At 48.1% G+C, this 26,248-nt stretch carries 22 protein-coding genes and 2 pseudogenes; 11 read left to right on the top strand and 13 right to left on the bottom strand.

Going from position 1 to position 26,248, the window contains the following annotated elements; all coding sequences use genetic code 11:
- Positions 1-4 precede the first annotated feature (4 nt).
- The 7 genes from murC to lpxC all read left to right on the top strand — a co-directional run bounded on the left by murC (position 5) and on the right by lpxC (position 7,647).
- Complete coding sequence (gene murC, locus OEY58_02440) at positions 5-1,435, top strand: UDP-N-acetylmuramate--L-alanine ligase (protein MDH5324298.1); 1,431 nt, start codon at positions 5-7, stop codon at positions 1,433-1,435.
- Complete coding sequence (gene murB / locus OEY58_02435; protein MDH5324297.1) at positions 1,435-2,334, top strand: UDP-N-acetylmuramate dehydrogenase; 900 nt, start codon at positions 1,435-1,437, stop codon at positions 2,332-2,334. Before murC ends, murB begins: the two co-directional genes overlap by 1 nt.
- Positions 2,331-3,254, top strand: coding sequence for a D-alanine--D-alanine ligase (locus OEY58_02430; GenBank protein ID MDH5324296.1), 924 nt, complete (start codon positions 2,331-2,333; stop codon positions 3,252-3,254). The genes murB and OEY58_02430 overlap by 4 nt, the downstream gene beginning before the upstream one ends.
- 27 nt (positions 3,255-3,281) lie before the next feature.
- Complete coding sequence (locus OEY58_02425; protein MDH5324295.1) at positions 3,282-4,025, top strand: FtsQ-type POTRA domain-containing protein; 744 nt, start codon at positions 3,282-3,284, stop codon at positions 4,023-4,025.
- A 21-nt stretch (positions 4,026-4,046) separates the two neighbouring features.
- Entirely contained in the window at positions 4,047-5,285 is a 1,239-nt protein-coding gene (gene ftsA, locus OEY58_02420) for a cell division protein FtsA (GenBank protein ID MDH5324294.1), read from the top strand.
- A gap of 34 nt (positions 5,286-5,319) precedes the next feature.
- The gene (gene ftsZ, locus OEY58_02415; GenBank protein ID MDH5324293.1) at positions 5,320-6,462 is read left to right on the top strand and encodes a cell division protein FtsZ; all 1,143 of its coding nucleotides are present in this window, start codon (positions 5,320-5,322) and stop codon (positions 6,460-6,462) included.
- Positions 6,463-6,732: 270 nt separating this feature from the next.
- A complete protein-coding gene (gene lpxC / locus OEY58_02410; GenBank protein MDH5324292.1) occupies positions 6,733-7,647 on the top strand; it encodes a UDP-3-O-acyl-N-acetylglucosamine deacetylase in 915 nt (304 codons plus the stop codon).
- Between the two features lie 198 nt (positions 7,648-7,845).
- Here the strand turns inward: lpxC and OEY58_02405 are convergent, their stop codons facing one another.
- The gene (locus OEY58_02405) at positions 7,846-8,301 is read right to left on the bottom strand and encodes a DciA family protein (protein MDH5324291.1); all 456 of its coding nucleotides are present in this window, start codon (positions 8,299-8,301) and stop codon (positions 7,846-7,848) included.
- Positions 8,302-8,446: 145 nt separating this feature from the next.
- Between OEY58_02405 and OEY58_02400 the strand changes: the two genes are divergently transcribed.
- The 4 genes from OEY58_02400 to OEY58_02385 all read left to right on the top strand — a co-directional run bounded on the left by OEY58_02400 (position 8,447) and on the right by OEY58_02385 (position 14,388).
- The gene (locus OEY58_02400; protein ID MDH5324290.1) at positions 8,447-9,376 is read left to right on the top strand and encodes a M23 family metallopeptidase; all 930 of its coding nucleotides are present in this window, start codon (positions 8,447-8,449) and stop codon (positions 9,374-9,376) included.
- Between the two features lie 142 nt (positions 9,377-9,518).
- Entirely contained in the window at positions 9,519-12,218 is a 2,700-nt protein-coding gene (gene secA / locus OEY58_02395) for a preprotein translocase subunit SecA (GenBank protein ID MDH5324289.1), read from the top strand.
- Positions 12,202-13,401: a bifunctional glutamate N-acetyltransferase/amino-acid acetyltransferase ArgJ gene (gene argJ, locus OEY58_02390; GenBank protein MDH5324288.1), complete on the top strand. Its 1,200-nt coding sequence runs from the start codon at positions 12,202-12,204 to the stop codon at positions 13,399-13,401. Before secA ends, argJ begins: the two co-directional genes overlap by 17 nt.
- A 15-nt stretch (positions 13,402-13,416) precedes the next feature.
- Complete coding sequence (locus OEY58_02385) at positions 13,417-14,388, top strand: Nudix family hydrolase (GenBank protein ID MDH5324287.1); 972 nt, start codon at positions 13,417-13,419, stop codon at positions 14,386-14,388.
- On the opposite strand, the gene yacG is transcribed toward OEY58_02385, so the two are convergent.
- From yacG to OEY58_02325, 12 genes and pseudogenes are all read right to left on the bottom strand, one after another.
- The gene (yacG, locus tag OEY58_02380) at positions 14,363-14,551 is read right to left on the bottom strand and encodes a DNA gyrase inhibitor YacG (protein MDH5324286.1); all 189 of its coding nucleotides are present in this window, start codon (positions 14,549-14,551) and stop codon (positions 14,363-14,365) included. The genes OEY58_02385 and yacG overlap by 26 nt on opposite strands.
- 47 nt (positions 14,552-14,598) lie before the next feature.
- Positions 14,599-15,369 (bottom strand): cell division protein ZapD, encoded by a 771-nt coding sequence (gene zapD / locus OEY58_02375; protein ID MDH5324285.1) that lies wholly within the window; start codon positions 15,367-15,369, stop codon positions 14,599-14,601.
- 115 nt (positions 15,370-15,484) lie between these two features.
- The gene (gene coaE, locus OEY58_02370; GenBank protein MDH5324284.1) at positions 15,485-16,075 is read right to left on the bottom strand and encodes a dephospho-CoA kinase; all 591 of its coding nucleotides are present in this window, start codon (positions 16,073-16,075) and stop codon (positions 15,485-15,487) included.
- 4 nt (positions 16,076-16,079) lie between these two features.
- Entirely contained in the window at positions 16,080-16,988 is a 909-nt protein-coding gene (locus tag OEY58_02365; GenBank protein ID MDH5324283.1) for an A24 family peptidase, read from the bottom strand.
- Positions 16,989-17,033: 45 nt separating this feature from the next.
- Positions 17,034-18,266, bottom strand: a complete 1,233-nt coding sequence (locus tag OEY58_02360; protein MDH5324282.1) for a type II secretion system F family protein — start codon at positions 18,264-18,266, stop codon at positions 17,034-17,036.
- 3 nt (positions 18,267-18,269) lie between these two features.
- On the bottom strand, positions 18,270-19,979 hold the full coding sequence (gene pilB, locus OEY58_02355) for a type IV-A pilus assembly ATPase PilB (protein ID MDH5324281.1): 1,710 nt from the start codon (positions 19,977-19,979) through the stop codon (positions 18,270-18,272).
- Positions 19,980-20,281: 302 nt separating this feature from the next.
- A pseudogene (locus OEY58_02350) lies at positions 20,282-20,632 on the bottom strand (pilin).
- Positions 20,609-20,749, bottom strand: a pseudogene (locus tag OEY58_02345) (prepilin-type N-terminal cleavage/methylation domain-containing protein). The pseudogenes OEY58_02350 and OEY58_02345 overlap by 24 nt, the downstream one beginning before the upstream one ends.
- Positions 20,750-20,961: 212 nt before the next feature.
- Complete coding sequence (locus OEY58_02340; protein MDH5324280.1) at positions 20,962-21,957, bottom strand: flippase-like domain-containing protein; 996 nt, start codon at positions 21,955-21,957, stop codon at positions 20,962-20,964.
- Between the two features lie 66 nt (positions 21,958-22,023).
- The gene (locus OEY58_02335; protein ID MDH5324279.1) at positions 22,024-23,892 is read right to left on the bottom strand and encodes a hypothetical protein; all 1,869 of its coding nucleotides are present in this window, start codon (positions 23,890-23,892) and stop codon (positions 22,024-22,026) included.
- Between the two features lie 4 nt (positions 23,893-23,896).
- Positions 23,897-24,682, bottom strand: a complete 786-nt coding sequence (locus tag OEY58_02330) for a glycosyltransferase family 2 protein (GenBank protein MDH5324278.1) — start codon at positions 24,680-24,682, stop codon at positions 23,897-23,899.
- A gap of 173 nt (positions 24,683-24,855) precedes the next feature.
- Positions 24,856-26,241 carry a sigma-54 dependent transcriptional regulator gene (locus OEY58_02325; GenBank protein MDH5324277.1) on the bottom strand — a complete coding sequence of 462 codons (1,386 nt, stop codon included), beginning with the start codon at positions 26,239-26,241 and terminating at the stop codon, positions 24,856-24,858.
- Positions 26,242-26,248: the final 7 nt, after the last annotated feature.

Genomic DNA, 26,248 nt, shown 5'->3' with positions numbered 1-26,248 from the left:
ACGCATGAGTGGTGGCTTTGCCGAAGCTAATGTGGCCAAGATGGGAACGGTGCAGCGAATACACTTTGTGGGTATCGGCGGCGTGGGTATGAGTGGAATCGCTGAGGTGTTGTTGAATTTGGGTTATGAAGTCAGTGGTTCGGATATGAAACAGAGCGCCGCAGTGAAACGATTGACTGACTTGGGAGCCCGAGTAGCGGTGGGACATACCGCAGAAAATATTGACGGGAGTGATGTGGTAGTTGTGTCTACAGCCATTGATACAGAAAACCCGGAAGTACAGGCGGCTCGCGACCAGCGTGTGCCCATAATTCGCCGAGCGGAAATGCTGGCGGAGTTGATGCGGTTTCGGTTTGGAATTGCCATTGCCGGCACCCATGGCAAGACAACGACTACCAGTTTGGTATCCAGTGTGTTGGCCGGAGCTGGCTTGGACCCGACATTCGTTATCGGGGGTAAGCTCAACAGTGCGGGTTCTCATGCGAAACTGGGCGCAGGAAAGTATATTGTGGCTGAGGCAGATGAAAGTGATGCCTCGTTTTTGTATTTGCAGCCTATGATTGCGGTTGTTACCAATGTTGACGCGGATCATATGCAAACCTACGGCGGTGATTTCGCTCGGTTGAAACAGGCGTTTTTAGAATTCTTACATCATGTTCCTTTTTACGGTTTAGTGGTGGCCTGCGTGGACGATCCGGTGGTTCGGGAGCTTTTGCCGGAGATTAGCAAACCGGTGGTGACCTACGGATTTTCTGAAGACGCAGATATACGGGCGCAACAATGGCAATGCCGGGATGTGCAATGTGAATTTAAGGCATGTATGCCGGATGGTGAGGCTATCGATGTGAAATTGAATATGCCGGGTCAACACAATGTATTGAATGCCTTAGCTGCCATCGCTGTGGCTAAGGAACTGGGGGTTAGCTCCCAGGATATTGCCAAGGTGATGGCGGAGTTTCAAGGCATAGGACGTCGATTCCAAGTGTATGGGGATGTTGCGACTAAAGCCGGCTCCATTGTGTTGGTGGATGATTATGGCCATCACCCGCGAGAAGTGGCGGCAACGATTCAAGCGGCCAGGGATTCCTGGCCGCAACGCCGCTTGGTGCTGGTGTTTCAACCGCATCGATTCAGTCGTACTCGGGACTTGTTTGAAGACTTTACTGAAGCATTGTCCAAAGTTGATGTGTTGTTGGTTACTGAAGTTTTTGCCGCCGGTGAGGATGTGATCAGCGGCGCGGATGGCCGGACCTTATGTCGTTCAATTCGTTCCAGGGGTCAGGTGGAACCCATTTTTGTGGAAGATGTGGAAAATGTGCCTGACGCATTAAACGATGTGCTAAACGAAGGGGATGTATTGCTGACTTGCGGTGCCGGTAGTATTGGTGCTCTGGCGGCAAAGCTTCCAGAAAAATTGAGGAAAAGTGATACATGATGGTGGCAAAACGAGAACAACCATTGCGCGGCGTTTTAAGTTTCAATGAGCCCATGTCCAAGCATACATCCTGGCGTGTCGGCGGAGAGGCGGATCAGTATTTCCAGCCTGCGGATATTGATGACCTGGCTTTGTTCTTGTCCCAGCTTGGCCCCGACGAGTCTCTGACTTGGGTTGGCTTGGGAAGTAATCTCTTGGTTCGGGACGGAGGGATTCGAGGTGCAGTGATTGCCACCAGCGGAGTGCTTAATGGTCTGCAACGTTTGGAAGGATTAAGGGTTAGAGCAGAGGCGGGTGTGTCATGCGCCAAGGTGGCGCGTTTTTGTGCCCGTCAAGGACTCACCGGTGCGGAGTTTTTGGCGGGCATACCCGGAACCATGGGAGGGGCTCTTGCCATGAATGCGGGGGCTTTTGGCGGCGAAACATGGGAAGTGGTTTCTGCTGTGGAAACGCTGCATCGCGGCGGACAACGATTTGTACGGTTGCCCGATGAATATGTGGTGGGTTATCGAACTTTAAAAGGGCCGGACAACGAATGGTTTGTTGCTGCTGAACTGGAATTGAAACCGGGAAATGTAGAGGCAGGGCAAGCTCGGATAAAAGAGTTGTTGGCACGGCGCAGCGAATCGCAGCCGACACAAATGCCAAATGCCGGCTCAGTATTTAAGAACCCGGTTGGTGATCATGCTGCGCGCTTGATTGAGGCGAGCGGCCTAAAAGGGGCTCGGATTGGGGATGCTTGTGTTTCCGAGAAACACTCGAACTTTATTGTAAACCTGGGTAACGCCACGGCCGCCGACATTGAGGCATTGATCAATAAGGTGCGACAAACAGTGGAATCCAAACAAGGTGTAAGCCTGGAACGGGAAGTGCGAATTATTGGAGAGGAATTGAAGTGAATGCTCAAACCGATATTGCTCGCTTAGGTAAAGTCGCCGTATTAATGGGTGGCACTTCTGCCGAGCGGGAAGTGTCACTCAAAAGCGGAGCGGCCGTCTTGTCTGCTTTGCAGTCCCGAGGAGTGGATGCTCACGGGATGGACGTAGGGGCGGATGTTTTGTCGCAACTGCAGCAGGGTCGATATGACCGGGTATTTATTGCATTACATGGACGTGGTGGCGAGGACGGGACCTTACAGGGAGCTTTAGAAATAATGGACTTGCCCTATACCGGTAGTGGTGTAATGGCATCCGCGCTGGCTATGGACAAACTGCGCACCAAGCAAATTTGGCAGGCGCGAGGGTTGCCTACACCGGAATATCGCATTTTGGAACAAAAACCAGATGCGGCACATCTGGTTCAGGAACTGGGTTTGCCCATGATGATTAAGCCGTCGCACGAAGGTTCCAGTATCGGTATTGCCAAGGTCAGCACGCAAGATCAGTTGCTGCCTGCCTGGGAAGAAGCCGCCAAGTATGACAATGAGGTGATTGCCGAGGCTTGGGTAACCGGTAAAGAGTACACCGCGGCAATCTTAGGTGAGCAGACATTGCCTATGATACGGCTGGAGACGCCCAAGGAGATTTATGACTACGAAGCCAAGTATTTGTTGGATACCACGCAATACCACTGTCCCTGCGGTTTGGCGCCTGAGATTGAAGCGAAAATGCAACAATTAGCTTTGCAGGCATTTCGTGCCGTCGGCGCACGCGGATGGGGACGGATTGATTTGTTTGTTGACGAGGCAGGAAATCCGTGGTTGATCGAAGCCAATACGGTGCCTGGCCTAACCGACCACAGTCTGGTGCCCATGGCAGCCAGAGCTGCGGGCATAGAGTTTGACGAATTAATGTTAAGAATACTGCAAGATACTTTATAGCAGCGTGATGTATATAGAGAACAGATTATGGTTTTGCGTTACACGTGGTATCTGGGAATTGGAATTGTCGTTACGGCTGTGATTTTGAATTGGACAGCGGCAACGAAAGACTGGGTTCCCGTTTTTTGGCCGGTTACCAAGATTAAGATCGTCGGTGATGTCAGTCATGTGGGTGAGAAAACCCTGGAGCAAACGGTGGGCGAATATTTGAATAATGGTTTTTTTACCACTGATGTTGAATCTCTGCAGGAATCCGTTCAGGGGCTTGCATGGGTGGAATCTGCATCGGTGCGCCGTTTGTGGCCGGATACGATTCAGATAAATGTAGAGGAACGGCAAGCAGTGGCCAGTTGGAATGGTCAATATTTGATTAGTAATCATGGAGAGTTGTTCGAGTCAGAAGATATGTTGGAGGGAGCGGTGGTCCAAATCCGAGGCCCGGAAGGTATGCACCGTTATATGTTGGATCAATGTCAGGATTTACAAGTGCAATTTGGAAAACACGGTTTGGAACTGACCCATCTAACATTGAACGAGCGTAGAGCGTTGGAAATGCGTCTGGCCAATGGTGTGAAGTTTGTGTTTGGTCGGGTCCATGGCATTAATGAAAGCGGATCGGTTATATCCAAGTTTTTATTGGCCTATCAACATGGTTTGAAAGCGAAAATGGATCGGATCCGTACGGTTGATATGCGTTATACCAATGGGTTTTCTGTTCGGTGGCGAAAAGAGCAGAGAAATAATAATCAGAATCACTCTATATCGGGTTAAGTCGGGGCCTGGGAACAGAAAATGGCGAAGCGGTCAGATCAGAATTTACTAGTAGGTTTAGATATCGGTACATCGAAAGTCGCAGCGATTGTGGCAACGGTGAGCGAAGAAGGGACAGTGGAGATTATCGGTATTGGTTCTCACTCGTCGCGGGGTTTAAAAAAAGGAGTAGTGGTCAATATAGAATCTACGGTGCAATCCATACAACGGGCGATCGAAGAAGCGGAGTTAATGGCCGGTTGTCAAATTGAATCAGTCTATGCGGGAATTGCCGGTAGTCACATTAAAAGCCTGAACTCACACGGTATTGTTGCCATCCGCGACAAGGAAGTGGGACAGGCGGATTTGGATCGGGTGATCGATGCTGCCAAGGCAGTGGCGATACCGGCAGATCAGAAAATGTTGCATGTGCTGCCGCAAGAGTTTCTCATCGACGATCAGGATGGAATACGCGAACCGGTAGGAATGTCGGGGGTGCGTTTGGAAGCCAAAGTACACATTGTGACCGGGGCCGTAAGTGCTGCGCAAAACATAATTAAATGCGTGCGTCGGTGTGGTTTGGAAGTTGCGGATGTGATTTTGGAACAACTGGCCTCCAGTCAGGCGGTTTTGACGGATGATGAAAAGGAATTGGGAGTATGTTTGGTGGATATTGGTGGAGGCACTACTGACATTGCCGTATTTGCCGAGGGTGCTATACGGCACACCGCAGTGATCCCCATTGCCGGCGACCAGATTACCAATGACATCGCCGTAGCCTTACGTACACCAACACAATATGCGGAAGAGTTAAAGAAAAAGTATGCTTGCGCCTTAACGCAGCTGGCCAGTCCTGACGAAAGCATTGAGGTGCCTAGTGTGGGTGATCGTGCCCCCCGGCGTTTGGCGCGACAAACGCTGGCGGAGGTGGTTGAGCCCCGCTTTGAAGAGTTGTTGACCTTGGTGCAAAACGAGTTGCGCCGTAGTGGCTTTGAAGATATTTGCGCTGCCGGAGTTGTGCTGACCGGTGGTTGCTCAAAAATGGAAGGTGTTATTGAGTTAGCGGAGGAGGTGTTTCATGTGCCCGTACGTATAGGTTTGCCGACACAGGTGAGCGGGCTAGTGGATGTGGTAAGAAACCCGATTTATTCAACCGGTGTTGGGTTGTTGTTATACGGGTACCGGCATCAACAGGACAGCGGTCGATGGGACCGGCAGTCCGAATGGGGGATGAAAACTCTTTGGCAGCGAATGAGAAGCTGGTTTCAAGGTAATTTTTAAAATACAGATTGGTTAAGCACAGAGGAGCTTAGACATGTTTGAACTAATGGATGTATATACTCAGGGTGCCGTGATTAAGGTCATCGGTGTGGGTGGTGGCGGCGGTAATGCCGTGGAGCATATGGTGACACAAAAAATTGAAGGCGTGGATTTCATTTGTGCCAACACGGATGCCCAGGCTTTAAAAATTTCTTCGGCCCAAACTTCAATTCAATTGGGTTCCTCCATTACCAAAGGTTTGGGTGCCGGCGCCAATCCGGATCTTGGGCGCCAAGCCGCCTTGGAGGATCGCGAGCGTATTGTTGAAGTGATTCAGGGCGCGGACATGGTGTTCATCACTGCCGGTATGGGGGGGGGGACTGGCACGGGAGCTGCACCGGTAGTTGCACAAATTGCCAAGGAAATGGGAATTTTAACGGTTGCTGTTATTACCAAACCCTTTCCTTTCGAAGGACGCAAACGTCTGCAAGTGGCTGAAGAAGGGATTCGTGGTCTAAGTGAATACGTCGATTCCTTGATTACCATTCCGAACGAGCGTTTGTTGACGGTGCTGGGCAAGAACATTAGTTTGCTGGATGCTTTTAAAGCGGCGAATGACGTGTTGTTGGGGGCTGTCCAAGGAATTGCCGAACTGATTACCCGCCCTGGTTTGATTAACGTGGATTTCGCTGATGTTCGTACCGTGATGTCAGAAATGGGTATGGCCATGATGGGTTCGGGTACTGCGGTGGGTGAAGGTCGGGCGCATCAAGCGGCTGAAGCTGCCATTGCCAGTCCCTTGCTGGAAAATGTGGATCTGGCCGGTGCTCGAGGTATATTGGTTAATATCACAGCAGGTATGGATATGGCCATTGGTGAGTTTGAAGAGGTAGGTAATACCATTAAGGGTTTTGCTTCAGAAAATGCCACTGTGGTGGTAGGAACAGTAATTGATCCGGAAATGAGCGAAGAACTGCGTGTTACTGTAGTGGCTACCGGATTGGGTAACCACGTTAAACAAGCAGACAAACCGGTGAAACTGGTCGATAAGACACCGTTGGGTGGTGTAGATTACGGTAAATTGGATCGTCCTACTGTAATACGTAAGCAAGTAGCCAACGAAGGTTTCGCATCCGCTTCGAGTGCCGATATGGATTATCTGGACATTCCTGCATTTTTGAGACGCCAGGCAGATTGAGGTCTGTTTGGCGTCGCTATAAATGCGGCGTGATGTGTAGGATAAAAGGGTTATTTCGCGGAGGTGTAGCGTAGGCTAATATTTGAACCGTATCACACAATAATGTAGGCATCTGCTGGGTTGCTGTGATATGATCGCCCGGCCATTCTATGGCAGGGTTGGTCTTGGTTGTTATTTGAGCTGATCTTTTGGTTATTATCCTGGTATATGTAGGTTCTGGTTTATAAAAGCTCCGGTTTTTTAGCCTGTTGTTAAACAAAGAAATGTGAAATGATTCGACAAAGAACGCTTAAAAATATTATTCGTGCCACAGGTATTGGTCTGCACACAGGACAGAAAATCTATTTAACCTTGCGTCCTGCCGCGATCGATTCGGGGATTGTTTTCCGGCGGGTGGATTTGAGTACGCCTGTGGATATTGAAGCCAAACCGGAGAACGTTGGTGATACACGCCTGTCCACCACCTTAATGAATGGTGATGTTCGCGTTTCAACGGTAGAACATTTGTTATCAGCTTTTGCGGGCCTGGGTATCGATAATGCCGTTATTGAATTGAGCGCGGCTGAAGTTCCCATTATGGATGGCAGTGCCGGGCCTTTCGTGTTTCTGGTGCAATCCGCTGGGATTGAAGAACAGAATGCACCCAAGCGTTTCATCCGCATCAAAAAACCTGTGGTAGTTGAAGATGGTGACAAATGGGCTCGTTTTGATCCATTTGAAGGTTTTAAAGTTTCCTTTAATATTGATTTTGAGCACCCTGTTTTTCGTAATCGCTCTCAGACCACCACCGTGGATTTCTCCAGTACTTCCTTCGTGAAAGAAGTGAGTCGAGCGCGGACTTTTGGATTTATGCGGGACATTGAACATTTGCGCCAAAATGACTTGGCTCTGGGCGGTAGCCTGGATAATGCCATTGTTTTGGATGACTATCGCATTCTCAACGAAGACGGTTTGCGTTATGAGGACGAGTTCGTACGGCACAAAGTTTTGGACGCCATTGGTGATCTGTATTTATTGGGTTGCAGCTTGATTGGTGAGTTCAGCGGCTATAAATCCGGTCACGAACTTAATAATCGTCTATTGCGAGCTCTGATGGCGCAAGAGTCGGCTTGGGAGTCGGTTACCTTCGAAGATGTAAATCAAGCCCCCATTTCTTTTACTCAGCCTCTGGTTACCACCAGCTAATTCAGGTTTACCGCAATCCCGGTTTCTTCTACTAACCCAATAACCATACGTAACGTAATGGTTGTTGGGCTATTCTGCGTTCTAAGAAAAACCTAAAGTTTTCGTGGGTTTGGGCGATAAATTCAGTAATGCTACGCAGCTCTTATATAATTGTGAACGATATCTCAAAGAATCGTTATCAATTATGTCGATAATCGATTACACTTTTGGTTGAAAGTTGTTCGAAAGCTGCTTAATAGCCGCTTTTAGACCAGGATCTTGGATGTCATCGGCAGCTTGATTAAGCCACTGTGCGGCTTTTACCGATACATCCGGGTTTGGTGCTTGAAGAGCAGTGTTTCCAGTGTGTGGCTGGACTTTAAACTGAACTTTTTTAAGTTTGGTCAGGCCAACATCATGAGTCAGGAAGCGTAAGATACTCGCCCCCTGATATCGCGCCTTAGTTAGCCACACTGAGGAATCAGCCATAATCACCGCTGTGTCATCCCGCACATTGGCAAGCACAATGTGCTGATTTAGGGGTTCCGACAGGAATAGGCAAAGATTTTGGTTGATTTGTTGTAGCACGGAAGCTTTTTCCAATATGGCCTGAAGGCCGGTGGACGGCGAGTGGAGAATGTTGCTGACGGATTTTAGATAAGTTGGCATATTCATTGGATGTTAAATAATCGAGATACTTAAATCAAGAAATTGGGAATTTGCGAAAGTCTGTCAAAACAATCGATTGTACAAAGATTTAGCAGAGGACCGGTTTTAAAGCAATCTCAGGATTAAACGCATTAAAAGGAAACTACTTGGCATGAATATCATATTTGTTCCCAAGAAAGGCAGTTGTTCAAATACCTTCCGGCTGAATTCATGGTCGATTTTCTTCTCGCTGACATTTTTAAGTTTATTGGTGGGCTCCATCGCTTGGGGCGGTTTCTATCTGGGCAAACTCACGGGTGAAGCCAATGTGGGTACGGATGCCATGCTGGCCAACTGGAAAAACGAGATAACCAAACAGCGTACTGTGGTAAACGAGACCCGTCGCAGTTCAAAGGAAAATATTGATGCCCTGGCAGTACGTTTGGGACGGTTGCAGTCACATGTGATTCGCCTGGATGCGCTGGGTGAGCGCCTGACCAAGATGGCAGAACTGGATAAAGGGGAGTTTGATTTTAGCACTCAACCCGCCCAGGGTGGGCCTGAGAGTACGGAAAGTTCGAATTCTATCAAAGTCGCGGATTTTGCTGCGGCCCTGGAATCACTGTCGCACCAGATTGATAATCGCGGTCAACAACTGGCTCTGCTTGAGGCAATGTTGATGAATCAAAGTTTACAGGAGCAAGTGTCACCCGCCGGTCGTCCCATACGTTCCGGATGGTTGTCTTCCTACTTCGGTATGCGAACCGATCCCTTCACGGGGCGCCAGGAGCGGCATAAGGGTGTGGATTTTGCTGGAAAAGCGGGTAGTGATGTTATTTCCGTAGCCTCCGGTGTGGTGACTTGGGCCGGCAAACGGTATGGGTACGGAAATTTGGTGGAAGTGAACCACGGTAACGGTTATGCCACTCGCTACGGGCACAACTCAGACGTATTAGTGAAAGTGGGTGATGCTGTGAAGAAAGGCCATAAACTGGCTCTTATGGGCTCCACCGGCCGTTCCACCGGGCCTCATGTGCATTTTGAAGTGTTACACAACGGCAAGGCCGTGGATCCGATGAAATACATTAAATCGGTCCAATAAGCTAAATTATTCGTAATAATAATTCTCTAATCTACTGATCCTCGCTATAATCCTCAACTTTCCTTGAAAGTTGAGGATTTTGCCATATATCGCCTTTATAAAAGGCAGTCCTAAAATCCACACACAAATATAAAGAATCAAAATGGTAAGCAAGGTACTGAATAAAATCTTTGGTAGTCGGAATGACCGGGTAGTTAAACGATTAAACAAAGTCGTGACGCAAATTTCCGCTCTTGAACCCCAGATTGAAGCCCTGACGGACGAGCAACTCAAAGCCAAAACTCAGGAATTCAAAGATCGCGTGGCGGCGGGGGAAAAAATAGACGGCTTGTTACCGGAAGCCTTCGCCACCGTTCGGGAGGCAGGACGTCGCAGTATGAATATGCGTCATTTTGATGTGCAGCTCATTGGCGCTATGGTGCTCAATGACGGCAAAATTGCGGAAATGCGTACCGGGGAGGGTAAAACCCTGGTGGCTACCCTGGCGGTATATTTGAATGCCCTCAGTGGTAAAGGGGTGCATGTGGTGACCGTAAACGACTACCTGGCCAAGCGCGATGCCCAATGGATGGGAACCTTGTATAACTTCCTCGGACTGAGCGTGGGCGTCATTTTATCCGGCCAAAACCACGAAGAAAAACGGGCGGCGTACCAAGCGGATATCACCTACGGAACCAATAATGAATACGGCTTTGATTATCTGCGTGACAACATGGCATTTAGCGTGGATGAGAAAGTTCAACGTGAACTGAACTTTGCCATCGTGGACGAGGTGGATTCCATCTTGATTGACGAAGCCAGGACGCCTTTGATTATTTCCGGGCCGGCAGAAGATAGTTCTGATCTCTATTTAAAAATCAATAAGTTAATACCAAAATTGGAGCGTCAGGAAGGTGAGGAGGTGGAGGAAGGTCAAGGTGGTGATTTCTACATTGACGAGAAATCCAAGCAGGCCTACTTTACCGAGCGCGGTCATCAAAACGTGGAGGACTTGCTGGCCCGGGCAGGTTTGATTGCAGAAGGTGAAAGCCTCTACGATGCGGCCAATATTCGATTAATGCACCATTTAAATGCCGCTCTCAGGGCCCATTCCCTGTTTCATAAGGATGTGGATTATATCGTTTCGGCAAATAACGAAATCGTGATTGTGGATGAGTTCACAGGACGTACCATGGAAGGGCGCCGCTGGTCTGATGGATTACACCAGGCGGTGGAAGCCAAAGAAGGGGTGCCGGTGCAACAGGAAAACCAGACTCTGGCTTCAATTACTTTTCAGAATTATTTTCGTCTATACAATAAGTTAGCAGGTATGACCGGTACTGCGGATACGGAAGCTTTCGAATTTCAACAGATATATGGCTTGGAAGTGGTGGTGATTCCCACGAATGAGCAGGTACGTCGCAAGGATCATGCAGATTTGGTGTATTTGAGCTTCGAAGAAAAGTTTGAAGCGATTAAGGAAGATATCAAAGACTGCCGTAAACGCCAACAGCCTGTATTGGTTGGTACCGCTTCCATTGAAACCTCCGAGTATTTATCCAACTTACTGAAAAAAGAAAATATTCCCCACGAAGTGCTTAACGCCAAACAGCATCAGCGCGAGGCACAAATCGTGGCTCAGGCGGGCAGCCCGGGTGCTGTGACCATTGCTACCAACATGGCGGGTCGAGGTACGGATATTGTGTTGGGTGGCAATCCTCAAGCCGGGGATACGCCGATGGATTCGGAGCAATGGCAAAAATTGCATCAGCAAGTTCTGGATGCAGGCGGTTTGCATGTCATAGGTACGGAACGGCACGAGTCGCGGCGTATTGATAATCAGCTGCGAGGACGTTCCGGTCGTCAGGGAGATCCCGGTTCCAGTCGTTTCTATTTGTCGCTGCAGGACAATTTAATGCGTATTTTCGCCTCCGACCGTATCGGTAATATGATGCGTAAGCTGGGTATGGAAAAAGGCGAGGCCATAGAACATACCTTGGTGAGCCGGGCAATCGAAAATGCTCAACGCAAAGTGGAAGGACACAACTTCGATATACGCAAACAGTTATTGGAATATGACGATGTGGCCAATGATCAGCGTAAAGTTGTGTATGAACAGCGCAATGAGTTGATGTCAACAGACGATGTTTCTGAAACCGTTCGGGCCATTCGTCATGATGTCATCAATGATGTGATTAGTACTTATATCCCTCCCGGCAGCATGGACGAGATGTGGGATGTGCCAGGATTGGAAAAAGCATTGGAAGCCGAATTTGGCATGCGCATGCCGCTGCGCCAGTGGCTGGACAAAGATCACAACTTACACGAAGAGACTTTGCGTGACAAAATTGAGCAGGAAATGGTGGATGCCTACAAAGACAAGGAAGCCATGGCCGGTAGTGAAGTTTTACGCCATTTCGAAAAAGCTGTGACGTTAAAAGTGGTGGATGATCAATGGAAAGATCACCTGAGCACCATGGATCATTTACGTCAAGGGATCCATTTGCGGGGATATGCGCAGAAAAATCCCAAGCAGGAATACAAACGAGAGGCTTTTGAACTGTTCAGTGCCATGTTGGAACGTATCAAGACTGAGGTCATCACCATAGTTTCCCGGGTTCAGGTCCGCGCCGAATCGGATGTGGAAGCGGTTGAAGAGCAACGTCGCTCCAGTGCACCCATGTCCTTTCAGCACGAACAAATGCAGTCCATGACCGCTGGAGGAGGGGGTGGTGGGGAAGAGGAAGAGGAGGCAGGGCAACACCAGCCTTTTGTGCGGCAGGAGCGAAAAGTCGGGCGCAATGAGCCCTGTCCCTGTGGTTCGGGTAAAAAGTTTAAGCAGTGCCATGGCAAACTCAGCTAAGTTACATCCTGTTGCCGGTATCGAGCTGGCTACGGTTTGTGCCGGGATCAAAAAAGCCGATCGTCGTGATTTGGTGGCCATTAAGATGGTACCGCAGACGGCTGTGGCGGCGGTCTTTACCCGCAATGAATTTCGCGCCGCACCGGTATTGCTGGCCCAAAACCACCTGCAAACTCATAAACCCGTTTGTTTATTGATAAATACGGGAAATGCCAATGCCGGTACGGGGCAGCAGGGCATGGCAGATGCCCAAGAGAGTTGTCGCCAACTGGCTCAATTGCTTCAATGTGATGAACAGCAGGTGTTGCCTTTCTCCACCGGTGTCATTGGTGAGAATCTTCCAGTACAAAAAATTGTCGCTGCTTTACCGGCGTTAGTCGAGAACTTGACGGTTGATGGTTGGGAACAGGCATCCCATGGCATATTGACCACGGATACGGTGACCAAGGCCCATTCCTACCAAATTCCGGTGGCAGATCAAAGCATCACCTTAACCGGCATTGCCAAAGGGTCAGGCATGATACGGCCGAACATGGCGACCATGTTGGCTTTTATCGGAACCGACGCTCAAATAGAGCCGACCTTGCTGCAACAATGTTTGAACGAGGCCGTGACGCAGTCCTTTAATCGCATTACGGTAGACGGTGACACTTCCACCAACGATGCCTGCGTACTCATGGCCACCGGTCGTTCAGGAGTGGAAATTACCGCTGATTCTGCAGCTTATCGATTATTCTGCGATGCTTTGTGCCGGTTGGCTCAGGAGTTGGCTAAGGATATAGTGCGTGACGGTGAAGGTGCGACCAAGCTGATCACGGTCGAGGTGAATGGTGGCGCATCAATGCAGGAGTGCCACGATGTGGCTTACACCATCGCCCATTCCCCCTTAGTGAAAACGGCCATGTTTGCTTCTGATCCCAATTGGGGCCGTATCCTGGCCGCAGTGGGCCGTTCCGGTGTGACCTTGGATATTAATGCGGTGGAAATCTATCTGGACCAAGTTTGTATTGTTCGCGACGGTGGCCGGTCACCGGATTACACCGAAGCGGCAGGGCAGGCCGTGATGGAGCAAAACGAAATCACCGTGCGTGTGGCGCTGAATCGCGGCGAACACAGCACTCAGGTGTGGACCTGCGATTTCTCCTATGACTATGTCCGAATTAATGCCGAATATCGCACTTAGTCGTTCCAGCTTTTGGTGACAACATTCGTTGACAACAGCGCAGTCCATGTGGCGGTAGCTGTGGTTTTCAATCCGCAGGGGGACGTGCTGATCTCCCGCCGCGCAGAGTATTTGCACCAAGGTGGTAAATGGGAGTTTCCCGGCGGCAAAGTGGAACCCGGTGAAACCGCGTTTCAAGCTTTGCAGCGGGAGTTGTTGGAAGAGCTGGGTGTGGGGCTGCAGCGTGCCGATCCTTTGGTTCAAATTCCCTATGCCTATGACGACAAGAAGGTTTTTCTGGATGTGTGGGTATCAAAAGGCTACAGCGGAGCGGTGGAGTCTCGCGAGGGACAACCCTGGCGTTGGTTGCCTCTGTCCCAATTGGAAGATTATGAATTTCCGGCGGCCAATCAAGGCATCATAGACAGTCTTTTATTACCGCGGGAGTACGTCATCACTCCCGAACCGGAGGATCAGCAGTCCTTTTTGGAGCAGCTGTCTCAGGTGTTGCGCAGTGGCATCAAGATGCTGCAACTACGCTGTAAAACTTTGTCCCGAAAACAGTATCTTGATCTGGCAGTTCAAGTTGCCGAGCAATGCCGCGACCAGGGGGTTTTGTTGTTTCTCAACGGCGATCCGGACTTGCTGTCGCAAGTATCCGCCGATGGTCTGCATCTGTCCTCTTTTTGGTTACAACAATTGCGCAGCAGACCGGATGTGCGCTGGGTAAGCGCCGCTTGCCACAATGCGGAAGAGTTGAACAAAGCTCAAACGCTGGGCGTTAACTGTGTTTTAGCCTCACCGGTGCAAGCCACACAAAGCCACCCTTGGGCGCATCCTTTGGGATGGGATGGATTCGAAAACCTGGTAAATCAAGCCAGGGTGCCTGTGTATGCCTTGGGCGGAATAAAACCTTCAGATCTGCAGCAAATCAGGCAACGAGGCGGACAGGGTGTGGCGGGAATTCGAGGTTTTTGGGGGCCTACCAATCCGAATCCGAATCCGTGATTTCAGTGAAATCATCTGGTTCAGTGACAATTCGATGGGATTCAGAAGCCCATTCTCCTAGGTCTATTAAGCGGCAGCGACTGCTGCAAAAGGGCCGTTCAGGAAAGTTTTTGTCCCAGATCACGGGTTTGTTGCAAGTGGGGCATTTAACGGTTTTTTGCATAAGCTATTCCGAAAATCTAATTTAGCCGCTACGTCATCCATGGCAGCTTATAGGGCGCAACAATAAAGGTCAAATACCACCGTATTGTTGGTTTGGGCTGGGCGAGGTTTACTGGTGCTGTCCATAAAGCGAACCGTAAAGCGATGCTTTCCACCGCTGATTTCCGCAAAATAAGGCATGTCCGGGGGTACGGCTACCATCACCATTTTATAAGGAGTATTGCTGTCCAGGTTTTGTTGATAGACACCATTTTCTGCAGTTTTTTGAATGCCATTCGTGCTTTGTTTGATCAAATCAATGATAAGCTCAATGGATTTGTGTAACGGTTCATAGCACTTTAGCCACTGTTGTAGATCGGCTTTTCTCTTTTCCGGAGCTTGGTGTAACCAGTGGTTATAAATCGGCGGATCACACTCGGTAAGACCGCCGGGGATGTTTTTGCGTTGTTGCAGATGCTTCAAAAACTCGTTATCGCGCAGTTCCTGAGCGATGGGGCCGGATATGCTGTGCAATTCGCCACGATACTGATGCAGCGAATGGAGAATATCGTTAAGTCGACCATGCTGGATATCAGGGGTATTTTGTAGCGGGGTCAGGGTTTGGTTGATTCGCTCCAATTCCTTGATGACTTCTTTTTTCAGGTCCTGCTGATTGATAATTCCCATAATGTCGAGCAATGTGTTAACGGCCACATGGGAGTCGTGGAGGCAATCACTGGCTGCGGCATGGTTGGCTTGAGTAAATAAATATTCCAGGCGCATAAAGAAACGCAAGCGTTCATTAAGCGGTTGTACATAGGTAATTAAGTTTTCCATCATTCTCGGCTGCTGCTGAATATAAAATCTTTGAGTAAATAAAAGTGAAATAAAAATAACGAAATTGCTTGTAAAATAGTAACGCAATAATTATGCCTGAGTGAAAAACAATCAGCTGTTACGACAGCGATAGGTAAAATTTGTGCAATTGTTCCACTTTGGCTTTGAGTTCGCTAATATCCCCCCGGTTCTCCATAACATCATCCGCACCCGCCAAACGGTGCCGGCGGTCTATCTGATTGTGCATTATGCGACTGGCCTGCTCTTGTGACAACTGATCCCGCTGTTGTATCCGTTGCATTTGTTGTTCCTGTGAACTGTCTATCACTAATATGCGGTCAAATAAGTCTTGCCAGCCGCTTTCAAACAACAGGGGAACCACCACCAGGCAGTAAGGGGCTTGTAATTGACAGATTTTATCCAGGGTTTGCTGTTTAATGCGTGGGTGCAATATGGCTTCGAGTTGTTCCCTGGCTAGTTTGTCACTGTGAACCAATTCGCGCAATTTCTCTCGCTGTAACCGGCCCTTGTGATCCAGCATACCAACTCCGAAATGGGCAACAATCTGCTGCAGTGCTTCCTGTCCGGGCTGAACCAATTGGCGCGCTATTACGTCAGTGTCGATGATATCAACGCCCAATTGATGGAATAGATCTGAAACTGTGGTTTTGCCGCTGCCAATTCCACCAGTGAGACCGATTATCAGCATTGATTTAGCTTATACCGGAGATTTTCAAATACGCATTACTGATTTCTTGACCCCAAAGCAAAGCGATCCAACCTGCAGCGGCGAGATAAGGGCCGAAGGGTATAGGGATGTTTTTGTCACGTCCCCGCAATGCCACCAGGCTGATGCCTACCAGAGCGCCTACCAGAGAGGATAAGAGAATGATCAGGGGCAACATTTGCCAACCCAACCAAGCTCCGAATAGGGCGAATAATTTAAAATCACCAAAGCCCATACCCTCCTTGCCGGTTAATAGCTTAAAAGCCCAATAAAAGAGCCACAGGCTAAGGTAGCCGGCAATGGCACCAATAACACTGGAATGAATATCAGTGAATACCCCGGATAAGGCCAGAAGTAATCCCAGCCATAAATAGGGCAAAGTAATATCATCCGGTAACAGTTGGTGATCAAAGTCTATCATGGTCAAACTGATTAAAGCCCAAGTTAGGAACAAAGCAGCCAACAAGGGTAGTCCGTAGCCAAAATGCCAGGCTACCGTGGCTGACAACAGCGCTGTAACCGTCTCGATGATTGGGTAACGTAAGGAAATCGCTGTTTTACAATGGGCGCATTTGCCTTTGAGTATGAGGTAGCTGATCACCGGGATATTTTCCACGGCTTTAATCTTGTGACCGCATTGGGGGCAGGTGGAAGCGGGCGTGATCAAATTGTACCTGGGACTGGCTTCGTGTGAGGCGCTGGTGTTGGACTTTAGCGTTACCGTTTCATCTTCTTGCAGAAATTCCTCGCACTGTTGTTTCCAGTCCCGTTTCAGCATAATGGGTAGTCGATGGATGACGACGTTGAGAAAACTTCCCACAATCAAGCCGGCGACCGTCGTGACACCGATCAAAAAAGCGCTGCTGGATTGTAGCAGGGTTAGCAGGTCGTCCATGGGGTCCTTTGAGTTAAACCAGTGCTAGGTTTTGACCGGTAGGGTTTAAACCACTTCACCCATTTTGAAGATGGGTAGGTACATGGCGATAACCAGGCCACCAATTAAAACCCCAAGGATTGCCATAATAAATGGCTCCAACAGGGAGCTGAGACCATCTACCAGGTCGTCCACTTCCTCTTCATAGAAGTCCGCCACTTTTGCCAACATACTGTCAATAGAGCCGGTTTCTTCACCGATGGCAACCATTTGTACCACCATATTGGGGAACAGGCCGCTGGCTTTCATACATACGTTGATCTGGGTGCCGGTGGACACCTCATCTTTCATGATGCGAATGGCATTAGTGTATACAATATTTCCTGCCGCATCCGCCACCGTATCCATGGCTTCCACCAGGGGCATACCGGCGGCAAACATGGTGGATAGGGTTCGGGCAAAGCGGGCGATGGTGGCTTTGGTAATGATTTCGCCTACGACCGGCAGTTTTAATATCAGTTTGTCCATGGCAACATTAAATGCTGTAGAACGTTGTTTCATTTGTATCATCGCATAGACGCCGGCTCCCAGGCCGCCGAAGATCGCCCACCACCAATCTTGAAATATCTTGGACGCGACAATAACCATTTGGGTTAGCGCCGGCAAATCCGCCCCGAAGTTGGCGAACATGCTCTCAAACTGGGGGATTACAAAAATCAACAGAATTGCGGTAATGACAAAGGCCACCACCACAATAGCCACCGGGTAAAACAAGGCTTTTTTGATTTTGCTCTTGATGGCCTCCACTTTTTCTTTGTAAGTGGCGATCTTGTCCAACAAGGTTTCCAGGATACCGGCTTGTTCACCTGCATGGACCAGGTTGCAAAACAAATCATCAAATTGCAGTGGGTGTTTGGCCATGGCTTCCGCCAGGGAGTTACCGGCTTCTACGTCTGCTTTGACGGCCATAATCAGGTTCTGCATACTGGGGTTTTCATGGCCCCGGCCAACGATTTCAAATGCCTGTACCAGCGGTACCCCTGCCGCCATCATGGTGGCCAATTGGCGCGCAAAAACAGCAATGTCTTTGGATGTGATTTTTTTACTCTTTTGTCCACCGCCGAACAATGCTTTAGGTTTTTTCTTTACTTTCAGCGGCGTTAAGCCCTGACGTCGTAAATCCGCTTTAACCAGAGCGATACTGGCGCCGGTCGTTTCACCTTTGACGCGCTTGCCTTGTTTATTGGTTCCCTCCCAGACAAATGTATCCGCAGTTTTCGCTTGAGCTGCTTTGGCCATAAATTATTCCTTAGTGACTCGGTTAACTTCTTCCAGCGAGGTCACGCCCTGCTTCACTTTGAGCAATCCGGACTGACGTAAATCATTAATACCTTCTTTCTGGGCTTGTTCTGCCAAGTGCATCACATTTCCGCTTTCCATGATAATGCGTGCCATTTCCTCGGATAAAGGCATGACTTGATAAATACCCACTCGACCTTTATAACCGCTGTTGCATTGATCGCAGCCGTTGGGTGCAAAGATTTTCAAGGAGCCCACTTCCTCCGGTTTAAAGCCTTCTTCAATCAGGGCTTCTTTGGGGATGTTCAGCGGCTTTTTACAAGAGCACAGGCGTCTGGCCAAGCGCTGCGCAATAATAAGTGATACGGACGAGGCGATATTGTAGGCTGCTACGCCCATATTCATCATACGGGACAGGGTTTGTGGCGCGTCATTGGTATGCAGGGTCGATAACACCAAGTGACCGGTTTGTGCCGCTTTGATCGCTATCTCTGCTGTATCCAGGTCTCGAATCTCACCCACCATGATCACATCCGGGTCCTGACGTAAGAAGGCTTTCAGAGCCGCGGAGAAGGTGAGCCCCACTTTGGGGTCCACATTGACCTGGTTAATCCCCGGTAAGTTAATTTCCGCCGGGTCTTCCGCAGTGGAAATATTGCGGTCTTCGGTATTGAGTATATTCAGCCCCGTATACAGGGATACGGTTTTACCGCTACCGGTGGGGCCGGTCACCAATATCATGCCTTGTGGCTGGGACAGAGCATCCATATAACGTTGTTTTTGTATAGGTTCGTATCCCAGAGCGTCAATGCCCAGACTGGCACTGCTGGGATCGAGAATACGCATTACGATTTTTTCGCCAAACAAGGTGGGACAGGTGCTCACACGAAAGTCGATGGCGCGATTCTTGGACAATTTCATTTTCATACGACCGTCCTGTGGAATGCGGCGTTCGGAAATGTCCAGTCGTGATAAAACCTTAATACGGGCAGACAGGCGTTTCGCCAAACTTACCGGGGGTGTGGCGATCTCGTTCAGAACGCCGTCACGGCGCAAGCGCACGCGGTAGTATTTTTCATAGGGTTCAAAATGAATATCCGAGGCACCACTGTTAATGGCATCCAACAGTACTTTGTTGACAAAACGTACAACCGGAGCGTCATCCGCATCTCCGCCGCCCGAGTCGTTATCTCTATCCGCGTCATCGTCAACGCCGATATCCAGATCATCCAGATCCCCGTCCAAATCCGCTAGCGAAGTGTCGGCATCAGACATGGCGGATTCAATCACCCGTTTAAGTTTATCTTCTTCAACCAGGACTGCATCGGTGTTACAACCCGCGTGGAACTTGATTTCGTCCAGGGCCATGAGGTTTGTGGGATCGGAAACGGCGATAAACAGGCGATTACCGCGTTTAAACAAAGGTAAGCCATTGTGGCGCCGTACCAACTTTTCATCTACCAGTTTGGTAACTTCCGGGTCCAGCTCAATGGCATCTATGTCCATTAATGGAACCCCGAATTCTTGCGAAGCTACGATGGCCAGCAATTTGCTGTTGACCAGTTTCTGCTCAACCAAGTAGGAGACAATAGGGATCTTTTTCCGATTGGCATCTTCCTGGGCTTTTATGGCCGCGGCTTCGGCAAGGACTCCATCCATGACTAATTTGCGGGCCAGGCCGCTGAGATTCATTTGTGTGCGAGGTGTAGCCATATCTGCCTATCTTGATTTAATCTTAACCAATTGTGTTTTCGTGGCGTGTTAGAGCAAGCTATAGAAAATGGCTCCTTAAATCAATAGGCTTACTCGGATATGATGCCGAAAACCCCTAACTGAAATACTATCGGCAATTCTATAGCAATTTTTAGTTCAAAAATATCACACTAGAACATTAAATCCTGAACGTCCCTGGTTGCAAGGGTGTAGTGTGCGTTGGATCACAAAATAATCAACAGGCATAAAAAAACCGCCTCTCTGTGAAGAGAGACGGTTTGTAGAGAACTACAGCTTCTATTTTAGGTACCAGCAGGAGTAGTAGCTTTACAGGTAGAAGGTCTGAATTTGTCTGGTAAAGTACCGCCGCTGCAAGTCATTTGCATACCGGTAGCTTGAGCTGTGTAGGCGAACTGCATGGTTTTAGAATTTGCATCACCGCTCAAACCTGTCAGTGTCAAAGTGAATGTGGCTGCCGTGCCACTGGTGGCGTCAAGTGCATATGTGCCAGCATTTACAAATTTTGATGCCACAAATACGGCAGTTGAGTCGGTAACCAATTGAGCGTTCGTAGCAGGCATAGTGCCATTTGTAGAGTAGGATTCATACAAGGTCGTTTTAGCAGCAGATGCTAAACCGATTACTTCGGATACTTTGGCGCGTACCGTGTAGTCTTGATACGCCGGAATAGCGATCGCGGCCAAAATACCAATAATGGCTACCACGATCATCAGTTCGATAAGGGTAAAACCCTGTTGTACTCGTTTCATATTGCCTCCAGATTTTCTCTTTAGTCGTGTTCGGTAGCGCGCACTTCAACCGCGGCTTCCGGATTGTTACGGCTGATTTAGCGCGTGATTCACAATATGCAGACTGCGTGCCAGAATGAAAAGCCATTTAACTTGTTGATTATTTAAGTGTTCCAATACGGTCTGTAAAACTGTGGTTAAAAAATGTATCTGTTGAGTTTTCAGAGGGGCGCTTACTGACAAATTTTGTCATAGGGCTGAGAATGGCGTTGGAGGTTGAAAATGAAAACAGCTCCTGGCAGGGTAATAAGAATAAGCATGGAGAAATAAACAATGGATAAAGCCATGGAAGCTTGCGGGTTTACCGCGTATAGGCTTAGCAGGCTGATAAGAACGCTTTCCCTAACTCCCAGTCCGCCGATTGAAATAGGGATGCTGGAAGCCACAAATACCACCGGAATGACGGCAAAAAAAACGCCATATGGGACATTGAGGTTCAGTGCTGCCCCTAATAGCATGTAACTCAGTATAATTAAAAATTGGGCGCTGAATGAATAAAAGAAAACATAAATCAGGATACTCTTGTTTTTTACATATAGCTTAACCGTGTCCAATGCGCTTAGGGCAAATTTTGCCGGTCGAAAGTTCTCAAAGCTGGAAAACAACCGGGAAAAAAAACGTAGGCAGCGGGTTGACAGTAACGCTACGGAGCCGCCAATGATTAAAACAATGGTTAAGAGAGTCCAGGTAAAATTTAATTCCGGTATGTGTAGTTGCGTATTGGCGACAAAAGCAACAGCCCCCAGTACTAAAATACTGTACAAGCCTATAGCCCGATCAGCCATGCTCGATAATATGAGTTCGCCGGTATTGAAGCCGCTATTGCGTAACTTAATGATTCTCACCACATCACCACCCACCGCCGTGGGTAAAAAGTTATTCCAAAACAGTCCCAGGTAGTACGCTGGGACTATTCGGGAAAACGGGCAGTCTTTGGTGATTCGCAATAAGGTCCACCAACGTAAAGCGAAAATCACATAGGCGATAGTGTGTAGTACAAAAGCCAGTAATACATAATTGTGATTTATTGTTTCCAAGGTATGCTGAAAATTTTTCAGGTCAAATTTGTGAAATATCCATATCAACAAGCCGGTTGTAATAAGGAGTTTTAAGACTACCAGCCAGGCTGTGGAGGGTTTTCTTTTTTGTTGAGAGCCAAGCGTGGTCAATGGGTCACCAGAAAAAATATTGAGCCCGTCAAAGAGCGTTTATGTTTCATAATAGAGTTTTTTCGATTACTTGCATTTATCAATATCGCAACTTGCCAACACGTCTTTTGCCAATTGATTTTCCGGTTGCAGAGATAAAAGCGTTTCAGCGGTTTTTCTCGCCACACCGGCATTGTTTTGTAATTTTTGTACCAGTGCGAAGAGTTCCAAGCCGTGGATATGCTTGCTATCGTACACGAATAGTTGTTCGAGTAATTGTATCGCTTGGCGGTATTGGTTGCCGCGGTAGTTCAGATAGGCCATTTTCATGAGCAACTCGGGGTTTACTTCGCCGGTTTTTGCGGCCATGAGGTATTGTTCATAGGCCTCGGTGTGCCGCTTCTGATAAACATAGAAGTCGCCTAGGGTAATGTAGCCTCTCGAACTGTAGGGTTTGGCTACGGCCAATCTCTTGTAATATTCTTCTGCAATTATGGGTTGATTGCGCTCATAAAATATACCGAGATTTTTAAGAGCGTCAGTGTTTTTGGGATTGATTTGCACGGCTTTCAAAAAATTCATTTCGCCGCGTTGCTTATCTCCTCGGTTGCCGTATATTGCGCCAATATTGGAGTATGCCAGATCTGCGCTGTCGGGATACATGGCGATGACACTTTTCCATAAATCTTCTTCGTTGCGCCAATGTAAAGTGTTTTCCGTTGTCAGTTTGCTGAGCGATGCAACGCAAACAAACATCACTGTGAACCATGTTGCTTTCAATGAGATGGTACTGCATTTTTTCCAAAGTAAGACGGCGCTCATGGCCAGTAGAATATAAAATCCACTGGTGGGGATATAACTGTATCGATCCGCCATAGCAGCTTGCCCAATGGGTACGACACCGGATACGGGTAGTACTGTGATAATATAAAACATCCATGTTGCTGCCGGTGCGTAAACCCCTTTCTTGTAGAGCAGGTAAGTGAATAAAAATATAGCGAATAGCGCAAAAATCGGGAGCCATAACTGCCATGATGAGTTCAATACAATGTCTTGATAGGGGTGGAAACCCGCTATATCAATGGGGGACGGCACGTTCCAAGCGTATTTGAGTAAGGCGATCGATGTGTTGCCCGCTCCTTGAAAAAGGCTAAAGGTCTCGAGGTTAATTTCTCGTCTCTGAGTCGTGACGGTAATGATAGCAACAATAGCGGCCGTGGTTATAAAAAACCACTTGTTGCGTAGTATGTTGACTATATTTTGTTTGAGCGGAATATTGCTGTTATAGCGTTTTAAGGGATATAGGTCTAACAGTATGAGCACGGCAGGTAAGGTTAGTGCCATGGACTTGGACATAATCGCCAGTACGAAACATAATACGGTCATGTTGTAGTCGGATTGTTTTCCACCATCACTGTGTCTTAGATAAAATAAAATTGTTAGAAAATAAAACAGGGCACACAGCACATCTTTTCGTTCCGAAATCCAGACGACGGATTCTACATGTTGCGGGTGTAAGGCAAACAGCAGGCAGGCAAGAAGACCAGCGCCGGTGATTTGTGTTTCGTTTAGAAGTGCTGCGGAATTTTGCGTGACAAAATTTTTATTAACCAAACGCAGCACAGTTACGCTTATTAAAAATAGGACAAAAGCCGAGAAAATATGGATTAAGATATTGGTCATCTTAAAAAATAGTGGATTTTCACCAGTGGTAACAAAATTTGCCGTCAGGCTCAACCATGTGAGGGGATGCCAATTCGCAGCATACGCGCTGGTAAACATCCATTGCAGGTTCTCCGGAGTAAATGAGCGTAGATGCTGGTTTCCTACGATCATCATGTTGTCATCCCAATCAATAAACGAGTGATGTATGATGTCGATATAGGATACATAAGTAACGATACCTATAATTAACAAGATGGCGTATATCGGCCATCTTTCTTTATATGCGTTCATGTAGTTACGCTCCGGGATTGGAATGTTGTTGATTCGTCGTGGTTTCAATTCCGTAGAATCTCTTGGATCGATACAGCCGAATTTTGCTCAGACGAAATTCCAGTGAAGTTTTTAATACACCTAAACCGTAAACAATGGATCGTCGCAAACTGATAGAGGAGGCTTCGTCCATGTATTTGGTCGGACACGTGATTTCACCGATGTCGTAATCCTGGAAAATGATTTGTGCCAGCATTTGATTATCAAAAATAAAATCATCATCATTGAGGTGTAGGGGGATGGTTTCCAATAAGCGCTTAGAAAAAGCGCGATATCCGGTGTGGTACTCAGATAATTTATGCGACACCATAACATTTTGAAAAAAAGTGAGAAACCGGTTAGCTATATATTTATAGAGAGGCATGCCTCCTTTGAGGGCTCCAGTACCTAAAATACGCGAACCTAACACGCAATCATAAACACCTTCAGCAATAAGCGATGCCATAGCTGTGCACAGCTTAGGGGTGTATTGGTAGTCGGGGTGTACCATGATTACAATGTCGGCCCCCAAGTCTAAGGCGTATTGATAACAGGTTTTCTGATTACCGCCGTAGCCTTTATTGTTATCGTGTATGATTATGTGGCGGATGCCGATGCGATGAGCGATTTCAGCGGTATTATCCCGGCTGCAATCATCTACCAAAATCACTTCATCCACTACGTCCCGAGGCAGTTCCTTATAAGTTCGTTCCAATGTGAGAGCCGCATTATATGCAGGCATCACGACTACAACTTTTTTATCGTTAATCATAATATCGTATTTCGCAGAAATACAGAAATCTAAGCAAACATTGTGCCACGAGCTTTAGGTGGAAACTACGCGAAACACAGCCTAACTATATGATTTTGCTTGTGTGATTCGCTTGTGGGGGTAACTAAGTAGAGTGTAGATATTTGTTATTCGGATACTGAGATAATGAGAAACTATTCCAATCCCAGTTTTTTCAGGCGATATCGAAATGATCGAAAGCTCATGCCTAGTTGCTTTGCAGCTGCGGTTTTGTTGTATTTGGTTTTCTCCAGCGCGGCTAATATAGACGCTTTTTCAATTTCTTCCAGTTTGTGTTCCAGTGAGTAAGGCTCTAAGCTGTCTGCGCTATCCGATTTGATTGGGGCTTGGGTTTGTATGACGTGGAGATTTTGTTTCACAGAAGTCTCTGTGTTTTCACCAGGTAACCGCAGGTCCTGAGTTTTTATTAGTCCCTGTTCGCAAAGTGTAACAGCCCGCTCCAAAATGTTTTCCAGTTCTCGAACATTGCCGGGGAATGAGTAGTTTTGCAGTGCTTGGAGCGCTGGAGATTCCAACTGCGGAGTTTGTTCCAGTCGCCATTCCTCTTGTAACCTTTCCAGCGTGTAGCGTGTCAGTAGAGCGATATCTTCTTGGCGTCCGCGCAACGGAGGGACTGCTACTTCAATGACGTTGATTCGGTAAAAAAGGTCTTGGCGAAACTGGCCTTTCGCTACCAGTTCGGTCAGCGGTTTGTGTGTGGCGCTGAGCAGGCGCACGTCGATTGCCACTTCCTGGGTGGCGCCGATAGGGCGTATGGATTTTTCTTGTATGGCACGCAAAAGTTTTACTTGCATGGTTATTGGCAGATCGGCGACTTCATCCAGAAACAGGGTTCCTCCGTCAGCAGCTTGGAACAAGCCTTCTTTATCCACGGAGGCGCCGGTAAAACTTCCTTTTTTGTGACCGAAAAACTCGCTTTCCATCAGTTCTGTGGGAATGGCACCACAGTTTACCGGTACAAAAGGGGCATCACGACGCGGTCCCTGTTTGTGTATGAGTCGTGCCACCATTTCTTTTCCGGTTCCCGATTCGCCACTGATATAGATGGGGGCTTGGCTACGTGCCACCTTGGTGATGGTGGCACGGGTCTGGCGCATGGCTTCCGATTCTCCAAGTAGAGTGTCGCGGGAGCGCCGATCCGTAGAGGGGTAATCGTGTGAGACTTTTAATGCGGTATTAACCAGTTTGCGCAGAATCTGCAAATCCACGGGTTTGGAAACAAAATCAAAGGCGCCCGCTTTAAGCGCTTGGATCGCCATTTCCATGTTTCCATGGGCCGTAATTACCGCAACCGGTATGTGAGGGTAGGCTTTTTGAATGTGTTGCACAATTTCCAAACCATTACCGTCTGGAAGTTTCATATCCGTCAAGCACATATCAAAGGGATAGGCTTCGAGCAGACTTTTGGCCTGGGCAACATTGGCCGCGCTGTGACTACCTACATCCATACGGCCCAGCGTCAGTTCCAGTAGTTCCCGAATATCGGGTTCATCATCTATTATCAGTGCCTGATGGTTCATGGTCACG

The sequence above is a fragment of the Gammaproteobacteria bacterium genome, from assembly GCA_029882975.1.
In the GTDB taxonomy this organism is placed as follows: Bacteria; Pseudomonadota; Gammaproteobacteria; order SZUA-152; family SZUA-152; genus JAJDNG01.
This window is presented reverse-complemented; position numbering and strand designations above follow the sequence as displayed.